18 protein-coding genes, 1 tRNA gene and 1 pseudogene are annotated in these 18,181 nt (G+C 68.9%); 11 read left to right on the top strand and 9 right to left on the bottom strand.

The window, feature by feature from the left end:
- Positions 1-21 precede the first annotated feature (21 nt).
- The 3 genes from ABZ815_RS37925 to ABZ815_RS37915 form a co-directional block, all read right to left on the bottom strand.
- Positions 22-1,275 carry a hypothetical protein gene (locus ABZ815_RS37925; RefSeq protein WP_357706027.1) on the bottom strand — a complete coding sequence of 418 codons (1,254 nt, stop codon included), beginning with the start codon at positions 1,273-1,275 and terminating at the stop codon, positions 22-24.
- A complete protein-coding gene (locus ABZ815_RS37920) occupies positions 1,272-1,790 on the bottom strand; it encodes a SigE family RNA polymerase sigma factor (RefSeq protein WP_357706026.1) in 519 nt (172 codons plus the stop codon). The genes ABZ815_RS37925 and ABZ815_RS37920 overlap by 4 nt, the downstream gene beginning before the upstream one ends.
- Before the next feature lie 88 nt (positions 1,791-1,878).
- Positions 1,879-2,430 carry an NUDIX hydrolase gene (locus tag ABZ815_RS37915; protein ID WP_357706025.1) on the bottom strand — a complete coding sequence of 184 codons (552 nt, stop codon included), beginning with the start codon at positions 2,428-2,430 and terminating at the stop codon, positions 1,879-1,881.
- A gap of 244 nt (positions 2,431-2,674) precedes the next feature.
- Between ABZ815_RS37915 and ABZ815_RS37910 the strand changes: the two genes are divergently transcribed.
- Together ABZ815_RS37910 and ABZ815_RS37905 are read left to right on the top strand one after the other, a co-directional pair.
- A complete protein-coding gene (locus tag ABZ815_RS37910) occupies positions 2,675-3,802 on the top strand; it encodes an alpha/beta hydrolase (protein ID WP_357706024.1) in 1,128 nt (375 codons plus the stop codon).
- Positions 3,803-4,099: 297 nt separating this feature from the next.
- Positions 4,100-5,206: a serine hydrolase domain-containing protein gene (locus tag ABZ815_RS37905; protein ID WP_357706023.1), complete on the top strand. Its 1,107-nt coding sequence runs from the start codon at positions 4,100-4,102 to the stop codon at positions 5,204-5,206.
- 89 nt (positions 5,207-5,295) lie between these two features.
- On the opposite strand, the pseudogene ABZ815_RS37900 reads toward ABZ815_RS37905, so the two are convergent.
- A pseudogene (locus tag ABZ815_RS37900) lies at positions 5,296-5,520 on the bottom strand (Tn3 family transposase); the annotation flags it as partial.
- A 111-nt stretch (positions 5,521-5,631) separates the two neighbouring features.
- Between ABZ815_RS37900 and ABZ815_RS37895 the strand changes: the two are divergent.
- Positions 5,632-5,766: a hypothetical protein gene (locus ABZ815_RS37895; RefSeq protein ID WP_357706022.1), complete on the top strand. Its 135-nt coding sequence runs from the start codon at positions 5,632-5,634 to the stop codon at positions 5,764-5,766.
- A 576-nt stretch (positions 5,767-6,342) separates the two neighbouring features.
- On the opposite strand, the gene ABZ815_RS37890 is transcribed toward ABZ815_RS37895, so the two are convergent.
- Positions 6,343-6,645: a hypothetical protein gene (locus ABZ815_RS37890; protein ID WP_357706021.1), complete on the bottom strand. Its 303-nt coding sequence runs from the start codon at positions 6,643-6,645 to the stop codon at positions 6,343-6,345.
- A gap of 688 nt (positions 6,646-7,333) precedes the next feature.
- On the opposite strand from ABZ815_RS37890, the gene ABZ815_RS37885 reads away from it, so the two are divergent.
- The 4 genes from ABZ815_RS37885 (at position 7,334) to ABZ815_RS37870 (ending at position 12,395) form a co-directional block, all read left to right on the top strand.
- A complete protein-coding gene (locus ABZ815_RS37885; protein WP_357706020.1) occupies positions 7,334-9,304 on the top strand; it encodes a right-handed parallel beta-helix repeat-containing protein in 1,971 nt (656 codons plus the stop codon).
- Between the two features lie 594 nt (positions 9,305-9,898).
- The gene (locus ABZ815_RS37880; protein WP_357706019.1) at positions 9,899-10,792 is read left to right on the top strand and encodes a carbon-nitrogen hydrolase family protein; all 894 of its coding nucleotides are present in this window, start codon (positions 9,899-9,901) and stop codon (positions 10,790-10,792) included.
- Between the two features lie 93 nt (positions 10,793-10,885).
- Entirely contained in the window at positions 10,886-12,292 is a 1,407-nt protein-coding gene (locus ABZ815_RS37875) for a hypothetical protein (protein ID WP_357706018.1), read from the top strand.
- Between the two features lie 29 nt (positions 12,293-12,321).
- Positions 12,322-12,395, top strand: a tRNA-Lys gene (locus ABZ815_RS37870).
- Positions 12,396-12,753: 358 nt separating this feature from the next.
- Here ABZ815_RS37870 and ABZ815_RS37865 read toward each other — a convergent pair.
- The gene (locus ABZ815_RS37865; protein ID WP_357706017.1) at positions 12,754-13,392 is read right to left on the bottom strand and encodes a helix-turn-helix domain-containing protein; all 639 of its coding nucleotides are present in this window, start codon (positions 13,390-13,392) and stop codon (positions 12,754-12,756) included.
- A 22-nt stretch (positions 13,393-13,414) separates the two neighbouring features.
- Here ABZ815_RS37865 and ABZ815_RS37860 point away from each other — a divergent pair, with 22 nt between their 5' ends.
- Positions 13,415-14,737 (top strand): MFS transporter, encoded by a 1,323-nt coding sequence (locus tag ABZ815_RS37860; protein WP_357706016.1) that lies wholly within the window; start codon positions 13,415-13,417, stop codon positions 14,735-14,737.
- Positions 14,734-15,153 carry a hemerythrin domain-containing protein gene (locus ABZ815_RS37855; RefSeq protein ID WP_357706015.1) on the top strand — a complete coding sequence of 140 codons (420 nt, stop codon included), beginning with the start codon at positions 14,734-14,736 and terminating at the stop codon, positions 15,151-15,153. Before ABZ815_RS37860 ends, ABZ815_RS37855 begins: the two co-directional genes overlap by 4 nt.
- A 33-nt stretch (positions 15,154-15,186) precedes the next feature.
- Here ABZ815_RS37855 and ABZ815_RS37850 read toward each other — a convergent pair whose 3' ends face one another.
- Positions 15,187-15,441, bottom strand: a complete 255-nt coding sequence (locus ABZ815_RS37850; RefSeq protein ID WP_357706014.1) for a hypothetical protein — start codon at positions 15,439-15,441, stop codon at positions 15,187-15,189.
- Positions 15,442-15,468: 27 nt separating this feature from the next.
- On the opposite strand from ABZ815_RS37850, the gene ABZ815_RS37845 reads away from it, so the two are divergent.
- Positions 15,469-15,801: a hypothetical protein gene (locus ABZ815_RS37845; RefSeq protein ID WP_357706013.1), complete on the top strand. Its 333-nt coding sequence runs from the start codon at positions 15,469-15,471 to the stop codon at positions 15,799-15,801.
- 469 nt (positions 15,802-16,270) lie between these two features.
- Here ABZ815_RS37845 and ABZ815_RS37840 read toward each other — a convergent pair whose 3' ends face one another.
- Positions 16,271-16,681 carry a Rid family hydrolase gene (locus ABZ815_RS37840; protein ID WP_357706012.1) on the bottom strand — a complete coding sequence of 137 codons (411 nt, stop codon included), beginning with the start codon at positions 16,679-16,681 and terminating at the stop codon, positions 16,271-16,273.
- Positions 16,638-17,036 (bottom strand): hypothetical protein, encoded by a 399-nt coding sequence (locus ABZ815_RS37835; protein WP_357706011.1) that lies wholly within the window; start codon positions 17,034-17,036, stop codon positions 16,638-16,640. Before ABZ815_RS37835 ends, ABZ815_RS37840 begins: the two co-directional genes overlap by 44 nt.
- 210 nt (positions 17,037-17,246) lie before the next feature.
- Here ABZ815_RS37835 and ABZ815_RS37830 point away from each other — a divergent pair, with 210 nt between their 5' ends.
- A complete protein-coding gene (locus ABZ815_RS37830; protein WP_357706010.1) occupies positions 17,247-18,152 on the top strand; it encodes an LLM class flavin-dependent oxidoreductase in 906 nt (301 codons plus the stop codon).
- Positions 18,153-18,181: the final 29 nt, after the last annotated feature.

Raw genomic sequence — 18,181 nt, 5'->3', positions numbered from 1 at the left:
CGACCAGGTCGTCCTGGTTCGTCAGCCGCCGGGGAAGCCGGGCGCCGAGATGCTGCCGCCCCACGGTGGCAGCCGGTAGTCGCCGAGCTTCCGGATCTTGCCGGTGGTCACGTCGATGGCGTAGGCGGTGTCGCCCAGGTCCGGCGACCGGCCGGAGTCCGGATCGTGTTCGGCGCTGCCCAAGGCCAGGACCTCACGCTCGTTGAGCCAGTTTCCGAGCCGGTAAGGACGCAGCCGCCGCGGCGGGTCGAGCTTGACCTCGGACCTGACCTTGCCGCTCGCCCAGTCCACGGTGACGACCTTGTCGTACGGTTCGCCGTTCGTCATGCTCTCCCCCTGCGCCGTCGGGCCGGTCAGCATGGCCACGGTCGCGCCGTCCGGGCCGACGGCTCCCGTCAGCGCCCAGGTCTTCGGCTCGGCGAAGATCGTCACCTTGCCGTCCGAGAGCACGCCGAACCGGGCGCGCTCATGCTCCACGACCGTGGGTACGCCCTCGTCGGCGGGATTGAGGAAGAACCAGCCCTTGGGCGCCTCCTCGACGACCCGCCCGCTCTCGACGTCCACGATGACCTGGGGAATGCCGCTCAGGCTCAGTCCGAGCCGGCGCCCGTCCGGCGAGAAGGTGATCAGTCCGCCGCCCTTGACCATGGCCTTGCGCCTGACGACCTGCGGGATCTCCCAGACCTGGCCGGTGTCGAGCTCGCGGACGGTGAAGCGTTCGCGGTCGGGGGCGTAGTAGGCGATGCGGCGTCCGTCGCGGGAGATCGCCAGCGGGGCCGCGGTGTTCATGTAGTTCTTCTTGGTCTGGTCGGTGTAGACGCTCAGCGCATCGGCGACCCGGTACCGGGCTCCGTCCTGCAGGACCACCTTCCACTGCAGGCACGTCTCGTCGGCCACCGGCGCGTTGTCCTCGCCGGGCTTCCACGTGTCCTGGCAGAAGTCGTAGTAGGCGTAGCGCACCGGCCCCACCCCGGACGCGGGCAGGACGGCGCGGACGGGGACGAGGTCCTCCGGCGACGGCGTGGGCCGCGCGGGGATGCCGTGGAAGGTCGCACCGGACGAGGGCGTACCGCTCGTGACGGTGCCGACGCCGGCGGACCCGCCGGGATTGATGAGAACAGTGACGGCCAGCGTCAGTGCGGCGACGGCCGCGGTCGCGGAGCCGCTGATCAGAGCCGTTCGCGTACGCCGGGCGCCCCGCAGCGCGACCTCGGCGAGATCGACGTCGGGTGCTTGTCGGGCGATCGAGTCGAGCTCGTCACGGAACCTCGTCATCGCGGCACCTCCACCGGATCGACTTCGGACAACAGATCGGCCAGTTCGGGCGCGAGGACGCGCAGGCGGCCCAAGGCGTAGTGGGTCTGGCTCTTGACCGTGCCGGGTGAGCAGCCCAGCGCGTCGGCGGTCTCCTCGACGCTGAGGTCCTCGTAGAAACGCAGCACGAGGACGGCGCGCTGCCGCGGAGTCAGCCGGAGGAGCACCTGTTGCAGGACCATCCGGTGCAGCCCGGCGGACTCCGGATCGTAGGCCGGTTCCGGCGGTCTGCTGGTCAGGATGTCCGAGCGTCTGCGCCGCAGCCAGGACACGTGCTCATTGACCAGGGCCCGCCGGGCATATGCCTCCGGATTGCCGTCCTTGGCCAGCTTGGTCCAGTGTCTGGCGATCCGGGTCAGCACGGTCTGCAGGAGGTCCTCAGCCCGGTGCGCGTCCCCCGTGAGCAGGTACGCGGTGCGCATCAACGCCTGCTGACGGGCGCTGACGAACTCCCGGAATCCTTCATATCTGTCCATACGACTCCTTCCGCCCTAATGAACGCCGGACGTCGGAAGCCGGTTGGAGGAAACCCGCGCCCGGGCCCGATGGAAGAACCGCGGACAGTCAGATGGCCGGCTTCAGGTATCCGGCGGCGACCAGCCCCGCGAAGGCGACGTCGGTGTCGGTCAGCTGCCCGCTGAGCACGTGCTGGACGAACGCGCCGACCGGCATCAGCACGGTCTCGATGAACTTGGCGTCGTCCAGACTCGGCTCGGCGACTTTCCGGCAACCGCGGGCCAGGACCGCGTGGCGGCGATGTGAGGCGTACGACGACAGGAAGGTCTGCATGACCACTTCGAGGGTCGCAGCTTCGTAGCCGGTCTCCTCCAGCAGTTCCCGAGCCGCCGCGACCTCGACCGGCTCGTCTCCGTCAGCGTTTCCGCCCGGCAGCTCCAGCAGCACCCGTCCAGGCCCCGGCCGGTACTGCCGGGCCAGCACCACCTGCTCGTCCTCGGTCACGGCGACGACTGCGACGGTCGCGCCGCCCACGAGGATGTCCCATACGTCCTCGTTGCCGTTTGGGTAGCGGTAGCGGCGGCCACTGACTTCCAAGAACCCGGCCGGCTCGTCCAGCTCGCCCATCCGCGTCCACTCGCCGGCCCTGGCATCACCCACACGCCCAAGCCTATGGATCATCAGGCCCTCGGCGAGGACACATCGCCTAAGACGACGTGCTCCGACGTGCCGGCCCAACGCTGAGCAGCGGCTCGGCCGTTCGTTTCGGCCTCGTCTCCGGAGATCAACCTTTCGGCCGAGGACGTCCTGGACTCGCGGCCGATGTCGGCGCCGATCCGAAACCACAAGATCAACCCCAATGACGCACCACACCCCCTCCCCCGCGCGAAGAAGGCCCGCAATCGTGGCCGCCGTCGCGGGAGTGCTCGCCCTCACGGCCTCCATCGCCTGGGCCTCGCCCGCTGCCGCGGCGCCCACCACGCCGTATCTCCCGAAGCCGACCGGCCCTCACCGCGTCGGCACGACGACCCTGCACCTGACCGACACCTCCCGCTCCGACCCGTGGGTCCCCGCGGCCAAGACGAGGGAGCTCATGGTCTCCCTGTGGTATCCGACGGCGGCGCACACCGGCCGGCGCGCGCCTTACGTCACGCCCAAGGAGTCGGAGCTGCTCCTGAAGGGCTCGGGGATCAAGGAACTGGAGACCATCCCGCCAGACGGGCTGAGCCGGACGCGTACGAACGCCTTCACCGACGCCGAGCCCTCGGGACGCCGGCGCAGCCTCCCGCTCGTGGTGCTGTCGCCCGGCTTCACCTGGCCTCGCACTTCGCTGACGGGCCTGGCCGAGGACCTGGCGAGCAGGGGGTACGTGGTGGCCGGCATCGACCACACCTACGAGAACTTCGCCACCACCCTCCCCGGCGGCCGGGTCGCCACCTGCGCCGCCTGCGCGAACGTCAATGACGACGACTTCGGCCAGAAGGTCATCCGCGGCCGGGCGATCGACGTCCCCTTCGTGCTCGACCAGTTGACCGGACCGCGACCGAGGTGGAAGGGCAGCGCCCTGATCGATCCGGCCCGGATCGCGATGGCGGGCCAGTCCATCGGAGGGGCCGCCGTCCCGGAGACCATGTCGAAGGATTCCCGGGTGCGCGCTGGGATCAACTTGGACGGCAGCCTGTTCCTCCCGATCCGCGACAGCGGACTGGCGCGACCTTTCATGCTGATGGGCGCCCCCTCGAACGACGGCACCTGGAAACGCGACTGGGAACGCCTGACCGGATGGAAGCGCCGGCTGGTGGTGAAAGGGGCGCTGCACCCGTCCTTCACCGACTACGACATGCTGCTCCAGCAGCTCGGCGTGAGCCTCGGCAGCGGCCTGAAGGCAACCCGTTCCGTCGACATCACCCGCGAGTACGTCGCCGCCTTCTTCGACCTGCACCTGCGCGGCAGGCCGCAGCCCCTCCTGGACAAGCCCTCCCAGCGCTACCCCGAGGTGCGATTCTGCACACCGTCGGCCAAGAACTGCTGAGGTGAACGCCGGTCCACCCTGGGAGGGCGGGCGTCCCGGGCGCAGTGGGCCAGAGCCGTGAAGCGGTCGGGGTCGGCGCCGAGCATCGCGACGCGGAACAGCTCCCGAGCTCTTCTGGGGTGAGGATGCTGATCCCGGCCTCGCGGAATGAGGACCACGAGCCGGTGGTGGCGCCCGGGGATCTGCGCACGCGCAGGGCCCGGGTGATGCGGGATCGGCAGACGTATGCACTTGGCGATGCACGCGGTGCGTGCATAATAGGGACATCAGCCCGGCCCCGACGAAAGGACGCGTGTCATGAGAAGTCCCGAAGAGCTGAACGCCGCCCTGGAGAACGTCCACCGCGCCGGAATGCCCGGCCTGTTCGCCGAGGTACGGGACGGCGACGAGGTCTGGCGCGGCGCCGCCGGGGTCGCCGACCTCGCCACCGGCCGCCCCGTCTCCCCCGACATGCGGCACCGGGTCGGCAGCATCACCAAGACCTTCACCGCCGCCGCGGTGATGCAGCTGGTCGAAGGCGGTCAGATCGGTCTCGACGCGCCGATCGGCCGCTACCTGCCGAAGCTGGTTCCCGGAGAACGCGGCGGCGCGATCACGGTCCGGATGCTGATCAACCACACCAGCGGCCTCGCCGAATACCTCCCGTACGTCTACCCCTCCCTCAATGCCTTCCCGGCCCTGGCCGACACCAGGCCGCAGAGCCTGGAAGACCACCGGCTCACCCGGTTCCACCCCATCGAGCTGATCGAGAAGGGCGTCTCCGCCCCCGCCTTCAGCGCGCCAGGCGGCACTCCGGGGTTGTACTCCAACACCAACTACCTCCTGCTCGGCCAGCTTCTGGAGCAGGTGACCGGCACGACGGCCGAGACGTACATCACCCGGAACGTCATCGAGCGCGCCGGGCTGCGGGACACCGAGCTTCCCGACGAGCCGCGGTTCGGCGGCCCGCAGTCGCAGATCTACGAGGCGTGGTTCGGCATGATCGAGCCGCCGCGCGACTTCAGCGTCTTCGACATGTCGTTCGCGGGACTGGCGGGTTCGCTGATCTCGACCGTCGCGGATCTCAACCGGTTCTACGCCTCGCTGTTCGCCGGTGAGATCGTCGGCCCGTCGTCGCTGGCGGAGATGCGGCGTACCGTCCGCGTCGTCTCCCAGGAGAGCAAGATCATCGAGTACGGGCTGGGCCTGTACCCGATGGAGACGCCCGGCGGCACCTTCTGGGGGCATGGCGGGACCGTCTGGGGCGCCGGAGCGCTGGCCATGAGCAGCGCCGACGGCAAGCGGCAGATGTCCGTCGCGGTGAACATGCAGAGGTGGAACAGGCTCGACTCCACGGGCAGGCCGCAGCCCCATCCCATCGACGAAGCGCTCGCGGCTCTGTACGACGTCGCGCTGCACGGCTGACCGTGCCGGAGAAGCGGCGCGCAGCCGGTCGACCGCGGCCGACAGGTACGTCGAGTTCCACAGCGCGGCCGCGTTGACGACCAGCCCCAGCGGACCTGGTTGGTGACCAGGCATCCGGCGACCCGGGTCATGTCCGACCACTGCGTAGAGATCTTCTGCCGGTTGATCTTGTTACGGGCGATCGCCTCCAGCGGCCCGTACGACGGCGTCGTCACGTCGGGCACCTCGGCGCGCCAGAGCCGCTGGTCACCCAGGTCGGCGAAGCGAGGCGCGAACCGATGGCCCAGCATGGAGAAGATCCCGAATACCGTGTCCAAATTCCGATCCCCATCATCTGATCATTTACTGGGCCAGAGCACTTATTCGATGGATGCAGCATTCCGTGATCAGTACTGCCAGATGGCGTTGCGACGGTGTCGCGCGGGGTGAACTTCGAGATCACCGATGGCCTCGACGGCAAGAGAGCCATCGGCAGTGGCGTTGACCCTCTTGCGGATGGCTTCGAGCCTGAGGCGCAGGCGTTGGCGTGTCCGACGCTCCTCGACGTCGGCCCACTCTGATACCGACTGGTCCCGCGGGTCGGCCCTGGCCCAGGAGTAGACGTCGACCTTGCGGCGGAGGGACATCGGAAGTGGCCGGTGACCGGCCCGTCGTGCCTGTCGCAGGCATGCGGCGCTGTAACGGCGATCAACTATTGTCACTGATCGCCATGGGACTCCCCTCAGGCCACCCCCGTCGGGAATCGGACGATCAATGTGATGGGCAGTGCGGGACATGAGGCTCCCCGGGTAGCACCGCCAGGTATTTCCTGGCGCACTACTGGAAGCCGGTCGGTCCCGTTGATCGCTGTTGAGTCATGGCGGGACCATAGCATTGCGGGCGGCGAGGTAGGCGCTCCAGTCCCGTTTGGCGACGTTGGCCCACCGGACGGCGGTGTTGATGTGCAGGCCGAGAACGTCGGCCAAGATCGGCGCGGGGATGTCCTCGACCAGGGCGATGAGGGCGGCGTTGCGCGCGGGGCGGATGTCGACGCCATGCTCGAGGAGCTTGCCGCCGAACCCGGAGCTCGCGGGCCGGCCCGGGAGACAGCCAGGTGACGGGGACGGCCATGCGGGTGCGGTTGACCGGGGCGGCGGCTAACTGGCGGAGGAGGTTCGCGAGCCGGGGCGGTTGAGCAGCGGGTGGCGTCCGACGTTCAGGTGAGTGCCGTCGTCCTGGTCGCGCAGGTGCTCGGCGCGCAGCCGCCGGATGCGTGAGATGGGCATGCCGAACAGCAGGAGCAAGGCTCCGGCGGCCCGGACGTCGAGTGGCAGGGCGGAGTCGGCGAGGCAGCGCTGGAACTGGTCCCAGCGCTCTTGCTCGTCCAGGATGCCGGCCGGGTCCTGGACTGGAATGGCTGGATGGTCAGGCGGGCGGCGATGCCGCGCGCTGCCGGGCATTGAGACGGTCTCTCTCAGGATCGTCCCCCGCGGGAGAGCGCCGCCACGGCGCTCGGCATCCGCGTCGGAACGGTCCGCTCGCCCGTCAACCGGGCTCGCGCGAAGGTCCGGGCGGAACTGGGCGGGGCCTACCCCGCAGCACTCGTCATGGATGAGCCGGCCCAGCTCGACCGTTTCCGCTCCGAGGTCCCCGCGCAGGAGGACCTGCGCGCCGAGGCGGAGCGCCTGATGGTCGCAGAGCATGGACATGTCCGAGGGAAGCGGAGGGGGCTGGTTGTCGCGCTCCAAGCGTACGATCCGGCTGCCGGTCGAGGGCAGCGCGGTCAAGGGGGGCGCTGCAGGTGGAGGTGCTGGTGGGGAGGCCTGGCCGTCCCGATCGGACGGCCGACTTCGACGATCGCGCCGAGTTCCTGCGCAACGACTACGCCTACGTCGGCAAACTCCCGACAGGCGGACGCCGTGCTGCTCGCACAGGGGCGAGGTGGTCGTCCACGGTCCAGCCCGATGACGGGCGTGACGGGGCGGTCGGCGTCACTGAGCGTGGGCCCGATTGACCCCTAGTTTGTCCAATTTGTCCAAGCTTCGATCTTGTGAGCGAGCGGGAGCTACAGTGTTGACGGCCAGCAGTAAATGACAGTAAGGGCTGGCCGAAAACCCGAGGAGAACACGAATGCGAAGAACGTGGCCAATGGCGTTGGTCGCACTAGCCACTGTCGTCATGGGCGGCGCGACGCCGGCGAATGGCGATGCCGTCAATCCGGCGACCAAGGCTACGACGGCAACGGCGACAAAAGCTGCGGTCTGCGGAAGTTCGTCGCTGAACGGCCCCACCACACCACCCGCCGGTGCGGTAGTGGTGCCCGCGGGAGACAACAGCGGCGTGGATTTACGCAAGGCGAACACCACGTACTACTTCGAGACCGGCACGCACACGCTGGAACCCGCCCAATACGCCCAGATCCTGCCCGGTGAAAACGCGACGTTCATCGGCGCGCCCGGCGCGGTGCTGGACGGGAAGGGGGTGAACCAGTACGCCTTCGGCGATACGGCCACCGGGGTCACCATCCGGTACCTGACCGTCACCGGGTTCGTCGCGCCGCAGGAAGAGGCTGTGGTCAACCACAGCGCCGCCAACGACTGGGTCCTGGAGCACAACACGTTCCGTGACAACTCCGGCGCGGCGCTGATGGCCGGGGCCAGGAACCAGATCCGCGGCAACTGCATCAAGGACAACGGCCAGCTCGGCCTGAACGCGTCCCAGCACGGCGACCACATCACCGGCCTGGTGGTGGCGGACAATGAGGTCACCGGCAACAACACCGACGACTGGGAACACCAGGGCCAAGGGTGCGGATGCACCGGTGGCCTGAAGTTCTGGGCGGTGAACGGTGCCGACGTAACCGGCAACTGGGTGCACCACAACCACGGGCCGGGGATCTGGGCGGACACCAACAACAACGACTTCCTCATCGAGAACAACCTCATCGAGGACAACGAGTCGATCGGGATCTTCTACGAGATCAGCTACAACGCCGTGATCCGGAACAACACCCTCCGTCGTAACACCTGGAAGGCCGGCGCCGAGCGGGCGGCCAAGGGCGACTCGTTCCCCGATGCGGCGATCTACCTGTCCGAGGCGGACGGTGAGCCGCGCATCCCCGCGCGGACCAGCAAGATCGAGGTCACCGGCAACCTGCTCGAGAACAACTGGGGCGGGATCACCGCGTGGGCGAACGCCGACCGGTTCTGCGGCAGCGCCGCCTCGACCACCAGCGACTGCACGCTGATCGTCGGGCCGGCCAACACCTCGAAGTGCTCGGCGCCCGCCATCAAGGACCAGCCGCTCTACACCGACTGCCGCTGGTGGACGAAGAACCTCGACATCCACCACAACACGTTCTCCTTCGACCCCGGTACCGTCGACGGCGGCTGTTCGACGCAGTACTGCGGGCAGATGAGCCTGCTGTCCAACTGGGGCACGGCACACCCGGATTGGTCCCCGTACCTGGGAGAGAAGATCGAGAAGTCGATCGTCTACGAGTCGAACAACTCCTGGCACGACAACACCTACACGGGACCGTGGCAGTTCAGGATCTACGACATGGGCAGACGCGTCACGGCCGCGGAGTGGGTCGGCCCCCAGTACGGCCAGGACGCCGGCAGCACGTTCGACGGCAAGGCGCCCGCGACGCCGCCGATCACCGAGCAGAACTTCGAGGACGTTTCGACGGCGCCCTACTCCGCCTGGTACGGATCCAGCGTGACGCACCAGACCGGCGACGCGCACGGCGGCACGGGCTCGCTGCAGCTGACCAGCACCGAGGGGTCCGGCAGCGCGGTGGCGATCGACAAGTACCCCGGCTACAGCGGTGTGATCGCCGGTAAGAGCTACCGCGTTTCGCTGTGGTACCGCGAGGCCGTGGCCACCATGCCGACTGTCACCTGGAACGTGCGCTGGCGCGACGAGAACGGCACGGTGCTGCGTACCGACCCCATCTCCCTGGCCCAGCAGACGGCCTGGACCGAGGCGGCCGGCACGTTCACCGCGCCGACGGGCGCGACCCGCGTCGACTGGACCTTCGTCTGGAGCGCCCCCACCGGGTCCGCCTTCCGGATCGATGACGTGGCGATGCGCGGCGCGGAGACGCAGAAGGCCTGAAGAACACGGAGGCCCCTCTGATGGGTGCCTCATCCCGGAAAGGTGCGTGACGCACCCGGCCTGAGGCCCCACAAGTGGTCAAGGGCCCGGTTCTCGACTTGACGGGAGCCGGGCCCTTGACGTTCGGGAAACGGCGTCGGCCATGTGCCGGGTGTCGGCATACCCGACACCGGAGACGATCTCGCCGTGGACGTGCTCCGTCCGCGCTTCGGACGCGCCAAGGTGGGTGAAGGCCAGTTCGAGCACGGCCGTGCGTCAGGTGGCCAGGCGCAATCCGAGCAGAGGCCACACCTCCACCAGCGTGGTGTTGTGGCGGCCGCGGTCCGCCTGAACGCCGTTGTCCGTAGCCTGCTCTCCAGAACGGGTCCCGGCCTCGCTGTCGGCTGCCGGTCACATCGCCTCCCCTCGCTTCGCGCGTGCGTCATCACTGGCTCTCGACGGCCGTGGGCCGCGGTGATGCGCTTCGAGGATCGCACTGTGGGGGTGCACGGCCGGCCGTCCTCGTTCGACGCGGACCAGACGTTGCGCAACGCAGTCGGCACGCCGCCGTCACAAGGCGTGGTGCCGGCTCGGCATCTGCCATATCGTCCGCGGATGGCGAGGACGTTGCGACTGGCGGTTGCGCAGAGCACGGTACCCGAGAATCCGGCCGATCCCGGTGCGCTGCGGGCCAGTGGCGCGCAAGTGCGCGCTCTGATGCGAGAGGCGGTCGCGGCCGGGGCGCGGCTGGTGCAGTTTCCGGAGGGGGCGATCACGTATCCGAGCAAGCACGTGATGTCTTCGGGGCCGCCTGGGACGCTGAGCGCATCGGATTGGAGCCGGGTCCGATGGGACGTGCTGCGCGAGGAGGCCGAATCGATCGCCGAACTGGCGGGAGAGCTCGGGCTCTGGGTGGCCTTCGGCTCGATCCACCCGCTGACCCCGCCGAACCGGCCGCACAACAGCCTGTACGTGGTGTCCGATCGAGGCCGGCTGGTCACGCGGTACGACAAGCGGTTCTTGTCGAACACCGAGGTTTCGTACATGTACGCGCCTGGTTCGTCCCCGGTCGTCTTCGAGGTCGACGGCATCCGGTTCGGGTGCGCGCTGTGTATCGAGGCCGAGTTCCCCGAGGTGTTCGCCGAGTACGAGCGCCTGAACGTGGACTGCGTGCTGCTGTCGGTGATGGTCGACGACGCGGCGCGGGCGGTTGTCGCGCAGGCATACGGGAGGCTGTACGGCTACTGGATCGGGTACTCCGTCCCGGCGCAGTTCAGTGCGACCGTCCCGTCGGGGATCGTCGCGCCGGGCGGCCGCTGGCTCGCGCGCTGTCCGGCGAACGGCCGACCGGCGCTGGCCGTGGCAGATCTCGACCTGGACGCCTCAGAGGCGGATATCGACGTGTCGGTCCGCCTGGCCCGGCCCTGGCGCCGGCTGGCACGCGCCGGACTCTATGACGATCACCTGGTGTCGGGAGATCCCCGCAGTGAGACACGCACGACGTTCTGACCGTGCGACGGCGTCACCCGCCGAGCCTGAAACCGCATCGCGTCCGGCGACACGCTCGGGCTACCCTCCCCTCAACAACTCAGGAGCCCCACGATGACGACCACGCCACTGCTGGACTTACACCGCTCGCTCGACCGCCGCATGCGTCCCGAGGACGTCGCCGACCTGATCTCGCTCGCTCTCGACGGCGCGCTCTCCGCGCCTGAGCGGCTGACCCTCGACCAGGCTGCCGTGCACTCCTTCCGCCGCCGCGGCTACGTGTCCTCCATGACCGAGGAGTTCGCGAAACCTCGGGGTGGCGGGCCGCAACTCGCTGCGGTGGCGCGGCTGTTCACCCACACGGAGTGGACGGAGAGAAACGCCGACGACCCCGTGTCGCTGGCGGAGGTGGCACAGCTCGCGGGACAGGCGATCGGCTGGAGCCCGGACCGGGCCGACTACAAGTACGACCGGCTCAACCGGGCGGCCCGCCGGGAAGCGGGCGTCGACCTGCCCAAACGGCAGTACAACCGGCGGTTCCGTGCGCTCGGACGCCTCTCGGCCAAGGCCGCCAAGCTCGGCGACGGCCAGGAGTTGCGGAAACTGCTGCTGGTGGGCCGCAGCGGATTCGCGGCCACCCTCGCCGAGGACAGGTTCGCGGCAGATCCGGACGCCGCCTGCTTCGTCGCCTACTTCACCGCCCGCCGCAACCTGCGCCGCCAGTTCAGCCTGAACGGCAAGGACAACCCGTTCGACGACATTGCGCAGATGCTCCTGGCCCGCTGCGAGAAGAACCCGGGCGCCGATTGGGCGATGATCGCCGTCGTGTACGCCAAGCCGTCCATCCTCGCCCGGCTCTCCGACGCCGAGCGGGGGCAGATGCTGGGCGCCTGGTACGCGGTGATGCGGCAGTGCGCGGAGCGGCTGGAGAAGCTGTGGAAGACCCGTCCGCTCAACCGGCAGTCGATGGTGGTGCGCCGCGGGGACGACTCCTCCACCTGGAACACTGTCGCGCAGGCGTACAACGCCGCTCGTGCCGGCTGGCTGGCGTGCCTTCAGTCGATGAACGCCCTGCCGCTGCTGGACGCGGCCTGCCCAGGGAAGGTGATGCGGCTCATGGCCGCGGACCTGGCCTGGTGGCATCGAGAGACCGGCGGCGATCTGGACCCGAACACGAAGGTGTGGGCGGAACTCCCCCTGCCGTGGGAGGTACTGTCCGGGCGAGTGACGTGCACCCGCGCGGATGTGGAGCAGGCGTGCGAGGAGGCGGGTCTCGACCCGGCGGAAAGCGGCTGGACGGCCGGCCCCGCCAAGCACCGCGTGGCACGGTTCACCCCGACGCCAGAACTGGTGCACGGGGTGACGATCGCCGATCCGGTGTGGGCGTCGCTGCTGCGCCGGGCCGGTGTGTTCAGCGGTAAGCGGATCAAGCCCGACATGGCCGATGACGCCGCTCACGGCCTGGCCGCCGATGTGGTCGTGGCGGATCTCCCGTTGCGCCCCTTTTCGGGTGGCGAGTAGGCACCCTCATGCGCGAAGATGAGGAACGCCTCGCTGTAGCTCAGTGGTAGAGCGCCCGGCTCTTCGGACCGGGTGGACGCTGGTTCGAGCCCAGTCAGCGAGGCCTGATCATGCCTGGACCTCGGTCGTTGACGGGCGTTTCCGCGAGGAACAGGGCGCTGGACGTCCACCAAGGGCACGACCCAGGCCGATTCCCGGGCAAGACCAAAGGCGAGCCGGGGAACCCTGGCGAAGCGGCCGGTGTGATGGGCGCCGGACCGTGACCGGCCGGACGATCCGGGTGGGACGTCGCATCGCCGACAGGGGTGACGTTCGACCTCATCGGCGGCGCGGGTGAGGTCGTCGGTGGTATCGGAATCGGTCGTCTGCGAGAGCCTCGGATGTCGATCATTTTTCCCGGCCTCGGTCCACCGGATCACCGGACTTGGCCGCTTCACGGGCCACCCTCTCGGGGCGATGATTCACGGGAGGAGGCCGTTCACGATGGCACGCACGCCCTTGGCGTAGGTGTCGCGGGCGGTCAGGTCTTCCCATCGCCTTGCCACCGTGCTCAGCCGGGGGAACTCCTTGGCATCCAATTCGGCGAAGACCCGCTCTCGGTAGGTGGGTCCGCCTTCTTCTCGCCGCCGGCGAGCCGCCGCCCGGCCGCTGATCTCGCCGGCGGTGTAGCGCCAGATGATCCGGTACGCGTCCACCGCCTCCTCGATCGTCAGCCCCCCGCGTACGGCGGCATCGACGATCTGCTCCGGGTACCACAGCGCGCCCACCGACATGAGGTCGTCGGCCTTGAGGACGTCCACGGCCCACCGGCATCCGGACACGGCGTCATGCATGGCCATGGCGGCGGCCACCATGCGCTCGTGTGGCTCGTCCGGCAGTTCGGGGCGGGGAATTCCGGCCGCGTAGTCGTCAAGGAGCAGCAGGAGGAGTTCCTCCTTGTCGCGTACGTGGTGGTAGAGCGCCATCGCCGTGCTGCCGACCTCTCTGGCCAGCCTGCGCATGGTGAGTGCGCCCGTCCCGTCTTCCTCGATCACTCGCAGGGCGGCGGCGAGGATCTCTGGCCGCGAGATCTTGGGTGGTCGTCCTGTACGCGTCGGCATCCTGCCATGCTACTTTCTATACGTGTATAAAAACTCGTGGGTCGTAGCGGTGCTCGCATTCGCGGTAGCCGTGGGGACCCTCCAGATGACCGTCGTCGTACCTCTGCTACCCGGCCTCGAACAGCAGCTCCATGTCCCGTCCACCACCGTCTCGTGGACGCTCACCGCCGGGCTGCTGTCGGGAGCGGTCTCGATCCCGCTGCTGGCGCGGCTCGGCGACATGTACGGTCGGCGCACGACATCGCTGGTCGCACTCGGCCTGCTCGTGGCCGGTTCGACACTCAGCGCCTTAGCGGGCACGCTGCCCCTGCTCATCGCCGGCCGGGTGCTGCAGGGAACGGCCGCGCCGCTGCTCCCACTGGCCATGGGCCTGGTCCGGCAGGTAGTGCCAGGCCACCGGCTGCCCAGCGCGATCGGGGTACTCAGCGCCACCATCGGGGTGGGCAGCGGCGGCGGCATGATCCTCGCCGGGGTGCTGGACGGTAACCACCGGACGGTGTTCTGGGCGCTGGCCGGGCTGGCTGGGCTGAGTTTCGTCCTGGTGGCGGCCGTGGTGCGGGAGGCGCCGGCGCGCGGATCCGGACGGCCGGACCTGGCCGGGGCGGCGCTGGTCGCGGTATGGCTCGTCTGCCTGCTGCTGGCCATCAGCAAGGGCGCGGCCTGGGGCTGGACCTCGCCACTGACGCTGGGCCTGTTCGCCATGGCGGTGGCGGTGGCGGCGGCGTGGGTCACGACCGCCCGCCGTACCGCGTCGCCACTGATCGAGATCCCCATGCTGCTGCATCGGGGGACGGTGGGGGCCACCGTGGCGTCGTTCCTGCTGGGGTTCGCGCTGTTCGCCGCCATCACCACCGTGTCGGCGGTGGCCCAGGGCGCGCTCGGGGCCTCGGTGCTGCAGGTCGGGATCTACCTGCTGCCGACGACGGTGCTGATGCTCGTGGTCTCCGTGCTCGCGGGTCCCCTGATGCGCCGTTTCACCGCTGCCGCGCTCGTGGCGGGCGGCTCGGTGCTGGTGAGCGCCGCCGCCCTGTGGCTGGCGGTGTCCAGGTCCTCAGGTGCAGACCTGTACGGGGCCGCGACGCTACTGGGGTTGGGCATCGGACTCGGCTACGCGGCGCTCGGAACGATGGCCGTCGAGCACGTGGAGCCCGCCAAGACCGCGGCGGCCGGCGGGGTGAACGCACTGGTCAGGGTCGTGGGCAGCAGCGTGGCCGGGGCAGTGGGGGCGGCGGTGCTCTCCAGCGGGGGCGCCGGATGGACCTTCGGCATCGCGGCCGGCGCGGCCCTGCTGGCGGCCCTGTTCTCCGCCGTCCACGGAAACCTCTCGCGAAAGGAACTGGTATGACGGACGAACAGCGCATCGTCGCATGGGGCGACGAGCTGATCAAACTGCACGACGGCTTCCGCAGGGACCTGGCGGACCTGCGGTCACCGCGGGCGGGTGCAGTGGACTTGCGTACACACTGCCTGACGTTCTGCGATGCCCTCCACGCCCACCACGAAGGCGAGGACAACGCGCTCTTCCCCCATCTCGGCGCCGAGCACCCCGAGCTGGCTGAGACCCTGACCCGGCTCCGCTCGGAGCACCGGGTGGTGGCCCGGCTGATGGAACGGATCAGGCAGCTTCTCGACCACGACGGTACGGCGATCGGCGAGGAGTTGGACCGGCTCGCCACTGAACTGGAGGCCCATCTGGACTACGAGGAGGAGCAGTTGGTCCCGATCCTCAACAAGATGCTCACCCTCCCCGAGGAGGCCTAGCCTCGCCGCAGGACATTGGGGACGAGGTGACCGTCAGCGCGTCTGAGCGTCGTACGGCAGGCCATCCGTCGCGCCGCGCAATGCCAAGACGTGAGCGGGACTGCCGAAGTTGACCGCCATCGTCGGGCGCAGGGGCCGCCGGCCCTCGATGTCGAACAGCCCGGAGTTCACCAAGGTCGCGCCATGGGTGTCGGTGGCGTTGCCGAGCAACTCGTCCAGGGTGTCGTGGCCCTCGCGGGCGGTCGGGACGATCTGCTTGGTCCCGTAGGTCGACCACTGATCGGACACGTGTGTGTAGGCCGGGGGCTGACCGCTGTGGTGGTCGCCGCCGCCTTGTCCACGGCGGTCTCGTCGCCTGCCTACGCGGCCAGCAGCACCTGTTCAACCCCGCAGAAGCCGGACAACACATACGGCTCGTGCACCACCGGCACCCTGGCGGCGACTAACGGCTGGATCAGTTGGCAGGCATCCCCGTACCTGACCGGCGAACTGTGGGACGTTGACCTCAACGTCAAGGTTGGTCCGACCTACACGTGCGGTGGAACGACATGCGGTGCGGTCACGCGAGGCCCGACCAACCACTACCGGCTCAAGATCACCCACCTCGTCCCCCTGCAGTCCGGCTGGGGGAAGATCAGCAACAGCTAGTGCCGTGACCGGAACTTGCCGGGTTGCGTGCCCGCTCGCGGTCGGGTGCCCGTGCGCAGGAAGCAACCCGGTGAACTCCTCTCGGACGCCCCTGGGAGGCGGTTCCCACAGCGCGTCCTGTGGATCTTCCTGGCGCGTCCGTTCGGGCTGCGATCACCGCAAGGATGTCGCTCGGCGCCCGGGAACGCCTTGCCGGGCAGACGCCCGGCTTGCACCTGTCCGGATCGCGGGCCGATTGGACCTGTCGTATGCCGAGGTGCAGCACCCTCTGATCTTGACCAAGTGCGAGTTCGAGGAAGCGCCGGTCCCTACCGGAGCCCGCACCGGCCTGGTGGACCTCGCGGACTCCCGGGCGCCCGGACTGCAGACCGTAGACGCCGTGATCGGCGGGGCACTGCGCCTGGAAGGCTGCGAGATGGCCGGCTGTGCTCCTCCCGTGGCGAACGCCGCGTCGATCAGTTCATCAACCTCAGGAGTCGAGCACGGCGGCGATGGCTTCGATCTCCACGAGTTGATCTTCGTAACCCAGCACCGTGACGCCCATCAATGTGCTGGGAACGTCGTGATCACCGAAGAAGGCCCGGACTACCGCCCAGGCGGCCCCCAGGTCCTGCTGCCTGCTGGACGCCACGAGAACCCTGGTGCTGATGATGTCATGCAGGGAGGCGCCGGCCTCCGTCAGCGCGGTCTGCATGTTTTCGAGGGCCTTCGCTGCCTGACCTGCGTAGTCTCCCACCGCCGCCGTGGACCCATCCTTGTTCAGCGGGCAGGCGCCGGCAAGGAAGATCAGGCGGGATCCGGGGGGTGCCGTGGCCGCGTAGGCGTACTCGGCGACGTCAGACAAGGAGGACGAGCGGATCAACGTAACTGCACGGCCCATGGTCGTTTCCCTTCGAATCAGCCAAGAACGTGGTCACCATGTCAAAGGATCTTTCGTTACGCCACAGGTTTATCCGGCCTGGGAGTCTTGCCGCTGCCCTTCTTGTGGTGGGTGAGTTGTGGCCTTTGTTCTTGCCAGTGGGGATGAGGAGCTTGCGGGCGATGTCGGGCATCGGTACGCCGCGGGCGCGCAGGCTGCGAGCGTAGGCGATCATGTCGTCTGAGGCCGGCGAGCGGCCGCCCTCACGGACCGAGGAGTCGTGGAGGCCCCGCACCGGGCCGGTGGGCAGTTCCAGGTCCTCGGCGATGGTCGGCAGCTCGGCCGCGCTACGGCCGAGGCGTTTCCTCTCGTGCACGGTGAAGAAGACCTGCTGGTGCGCAACGGCCTGCTCCTGCGGTCCCGGTCAGGTGGGAGATCCCCGGAGCGTGTCCGATCCGTACAAGACCGATGCCGATCTCGCTGAATATCGTCACGGCTGTGCGCCTCGCCGGCGCATGAGGACAGCCGGAAACGGACTGTCCGAATCGTTGTGCCCGTAGTGAGATCTGGTTGAGACGGAGTGCTCGTGAATATTGGAATTGGTCTGCCGATCGCCGTTCCCGGACGTCCTGCGCGGGAGGTCAAGCAGTGGGCGGAGGACAGCGAGCGCCTCGGCTTCCACTCCCTGGGATCCATCGACCGCCTGGTCTACGACATCCTGGACCCGCTGGTCTCCCTCGGCGTCGCCGCGGCGGTGACCGAGCGCGTCCAGCTGTTCACCAGCGTGCTGAACGTCGGATGGCGGGGCAACCCGATCCTGTTCGCCAAGCAGCTCGCCACCATCGACCTGATCTCGGAGGGCCGGCTCACGGCGGGCCTGGGCATCGGGGGCTGGCCGGACGACTTCACCCTCAGCGGTGCTCCCGAAAAGGGCCACGGCAAGATCTTCGACGACACCCTGACCGAAATGCGCCGTGTCTGGGACGGGGAGGTCACCAGCGTCTCCGGCCCCGCCCCGCTGCCCGGCAAGGGCCGTCCCAAGCTGCTCATCGGTGGCCTGATCCCCGCCGGCTATGCCCGCGCCGCCCGCTTCGGCGACGGCTGGGTGGCGCCGACGCTGAGCCTGGACCTGCTGGTGAACGGCGTGCAGGGCGCCACCGAGGCGTGGGCCGCGGCTGAGCGGCCCGGCAAGCCGCACATCCTCACCGGCCGCTACTTCTGCTGCGGTTCCGAGGCCGTCCAGCTCACCGACGAGTACGTGGCCCACTACTACGGCTCCAGGGAGTCCCCGTACTACGAGCCGGTCCGGGCCGACTCGCTCGACTCCGACGAGCGCCTGCTCAAGGAACTGATCGCTTTGTCGGACGCGGGCGTCGACGACCTGGTGCTCTACCCGGCCAGCAGTTCCCTGGACCAAGTCCACCTGCTGGCCGAGGCGCTGGAGCGGGTGGGGGCCCGGCGGAACCCGACCTTCGAGTTCACCACGGGCTGACCTGGACCGGCCGACGCACCACCTGAACG

Origin of the sequence: Nonomuraea sp. NPDC047529 (genome assembly GCF_040642995.1) — a bacterium.
Classification (GTDB): domain Bacteria; phylum Actinomycetota; class Actinomycetes; order Streptosporangiales; family Streptosporangiaceae; genus Nonomuraea.
The sequence above is the reverse complement of the archived record's forward strand: the minus strand, read 5'-3'. Positions and strand labels throughout refer to the sequence as shown.

Coding starts and splice junctions, on each gene's coding strand:
- ABZ815_RS37840 (WP_357706012.1), bottom strand. CDS start 16,681: ATGGGCCGTGCAGTTACGTTGATCCGCTCGTCCTCCTTGTCTGACGTC.
- ABZ815_RS37875 (WP_357706018.1), top strand. CDS start 10,886: ATGACGACCACGCCACTGCTGGACTTACACCGCTCGCTCGACCGCCGC.
- ABZ815_RS37880 (WP_357706019.1), top strand. CDS start 9,899: ATGGCGAGGACGTTGCGACTGGCGGTTGCGCAGAGCACGGTACCCGAG.
- ABZ815_RS37865 (WP_357706017.1), bottom strand. CDS start 13,392: ATGCCGACGCGTACAGGACGACCACCCAAGATCTCGCGGCCAGAGATC.
- ABZ815_RS37920 (WP_357706026.1), bottom strand. CDS start 1,790: ATGGACAGATATGAAGGATTCCGGGAGTTCGTCAGCGCCCGTCAGCAG.
- ABZ815_RS37885 (WP_357706020.1), top strand. CDS start 7,334: ATGGCGTTGGTCGCACTAGCCACTGTCGTCATGGGCGGCGCGACGCCG.
- ABZ815_RS37925 (WP_357706027.1), bottom strand. CDS start 1,275: ATGACGAGGTTCCGTGACGAGCTCGACTCGATCGCCCGACAAGCACCC.
- ABZ815_RS37855 (WP_357706015.1), top strand. CDS start 14,734: ATGACGGACGAACAGCGCATCGTCGCATGGGGCGACGAGCTGATCAAA.
- ABZ815_RS37890 (WP_357706021.1), bottom strand. CDS start 6,645: ATGCCCGGCAGCGCGCGGCATCGCCGCCCGCCTGACCATCCAGCCATT.
- ABZ815_RS37905 (WP_357706023.1), top strand. CDS start 4,100: ATGAGAAGTCCCGAAGAGCTGAACGCCGCCCTGGAGAACGTCCACCGC.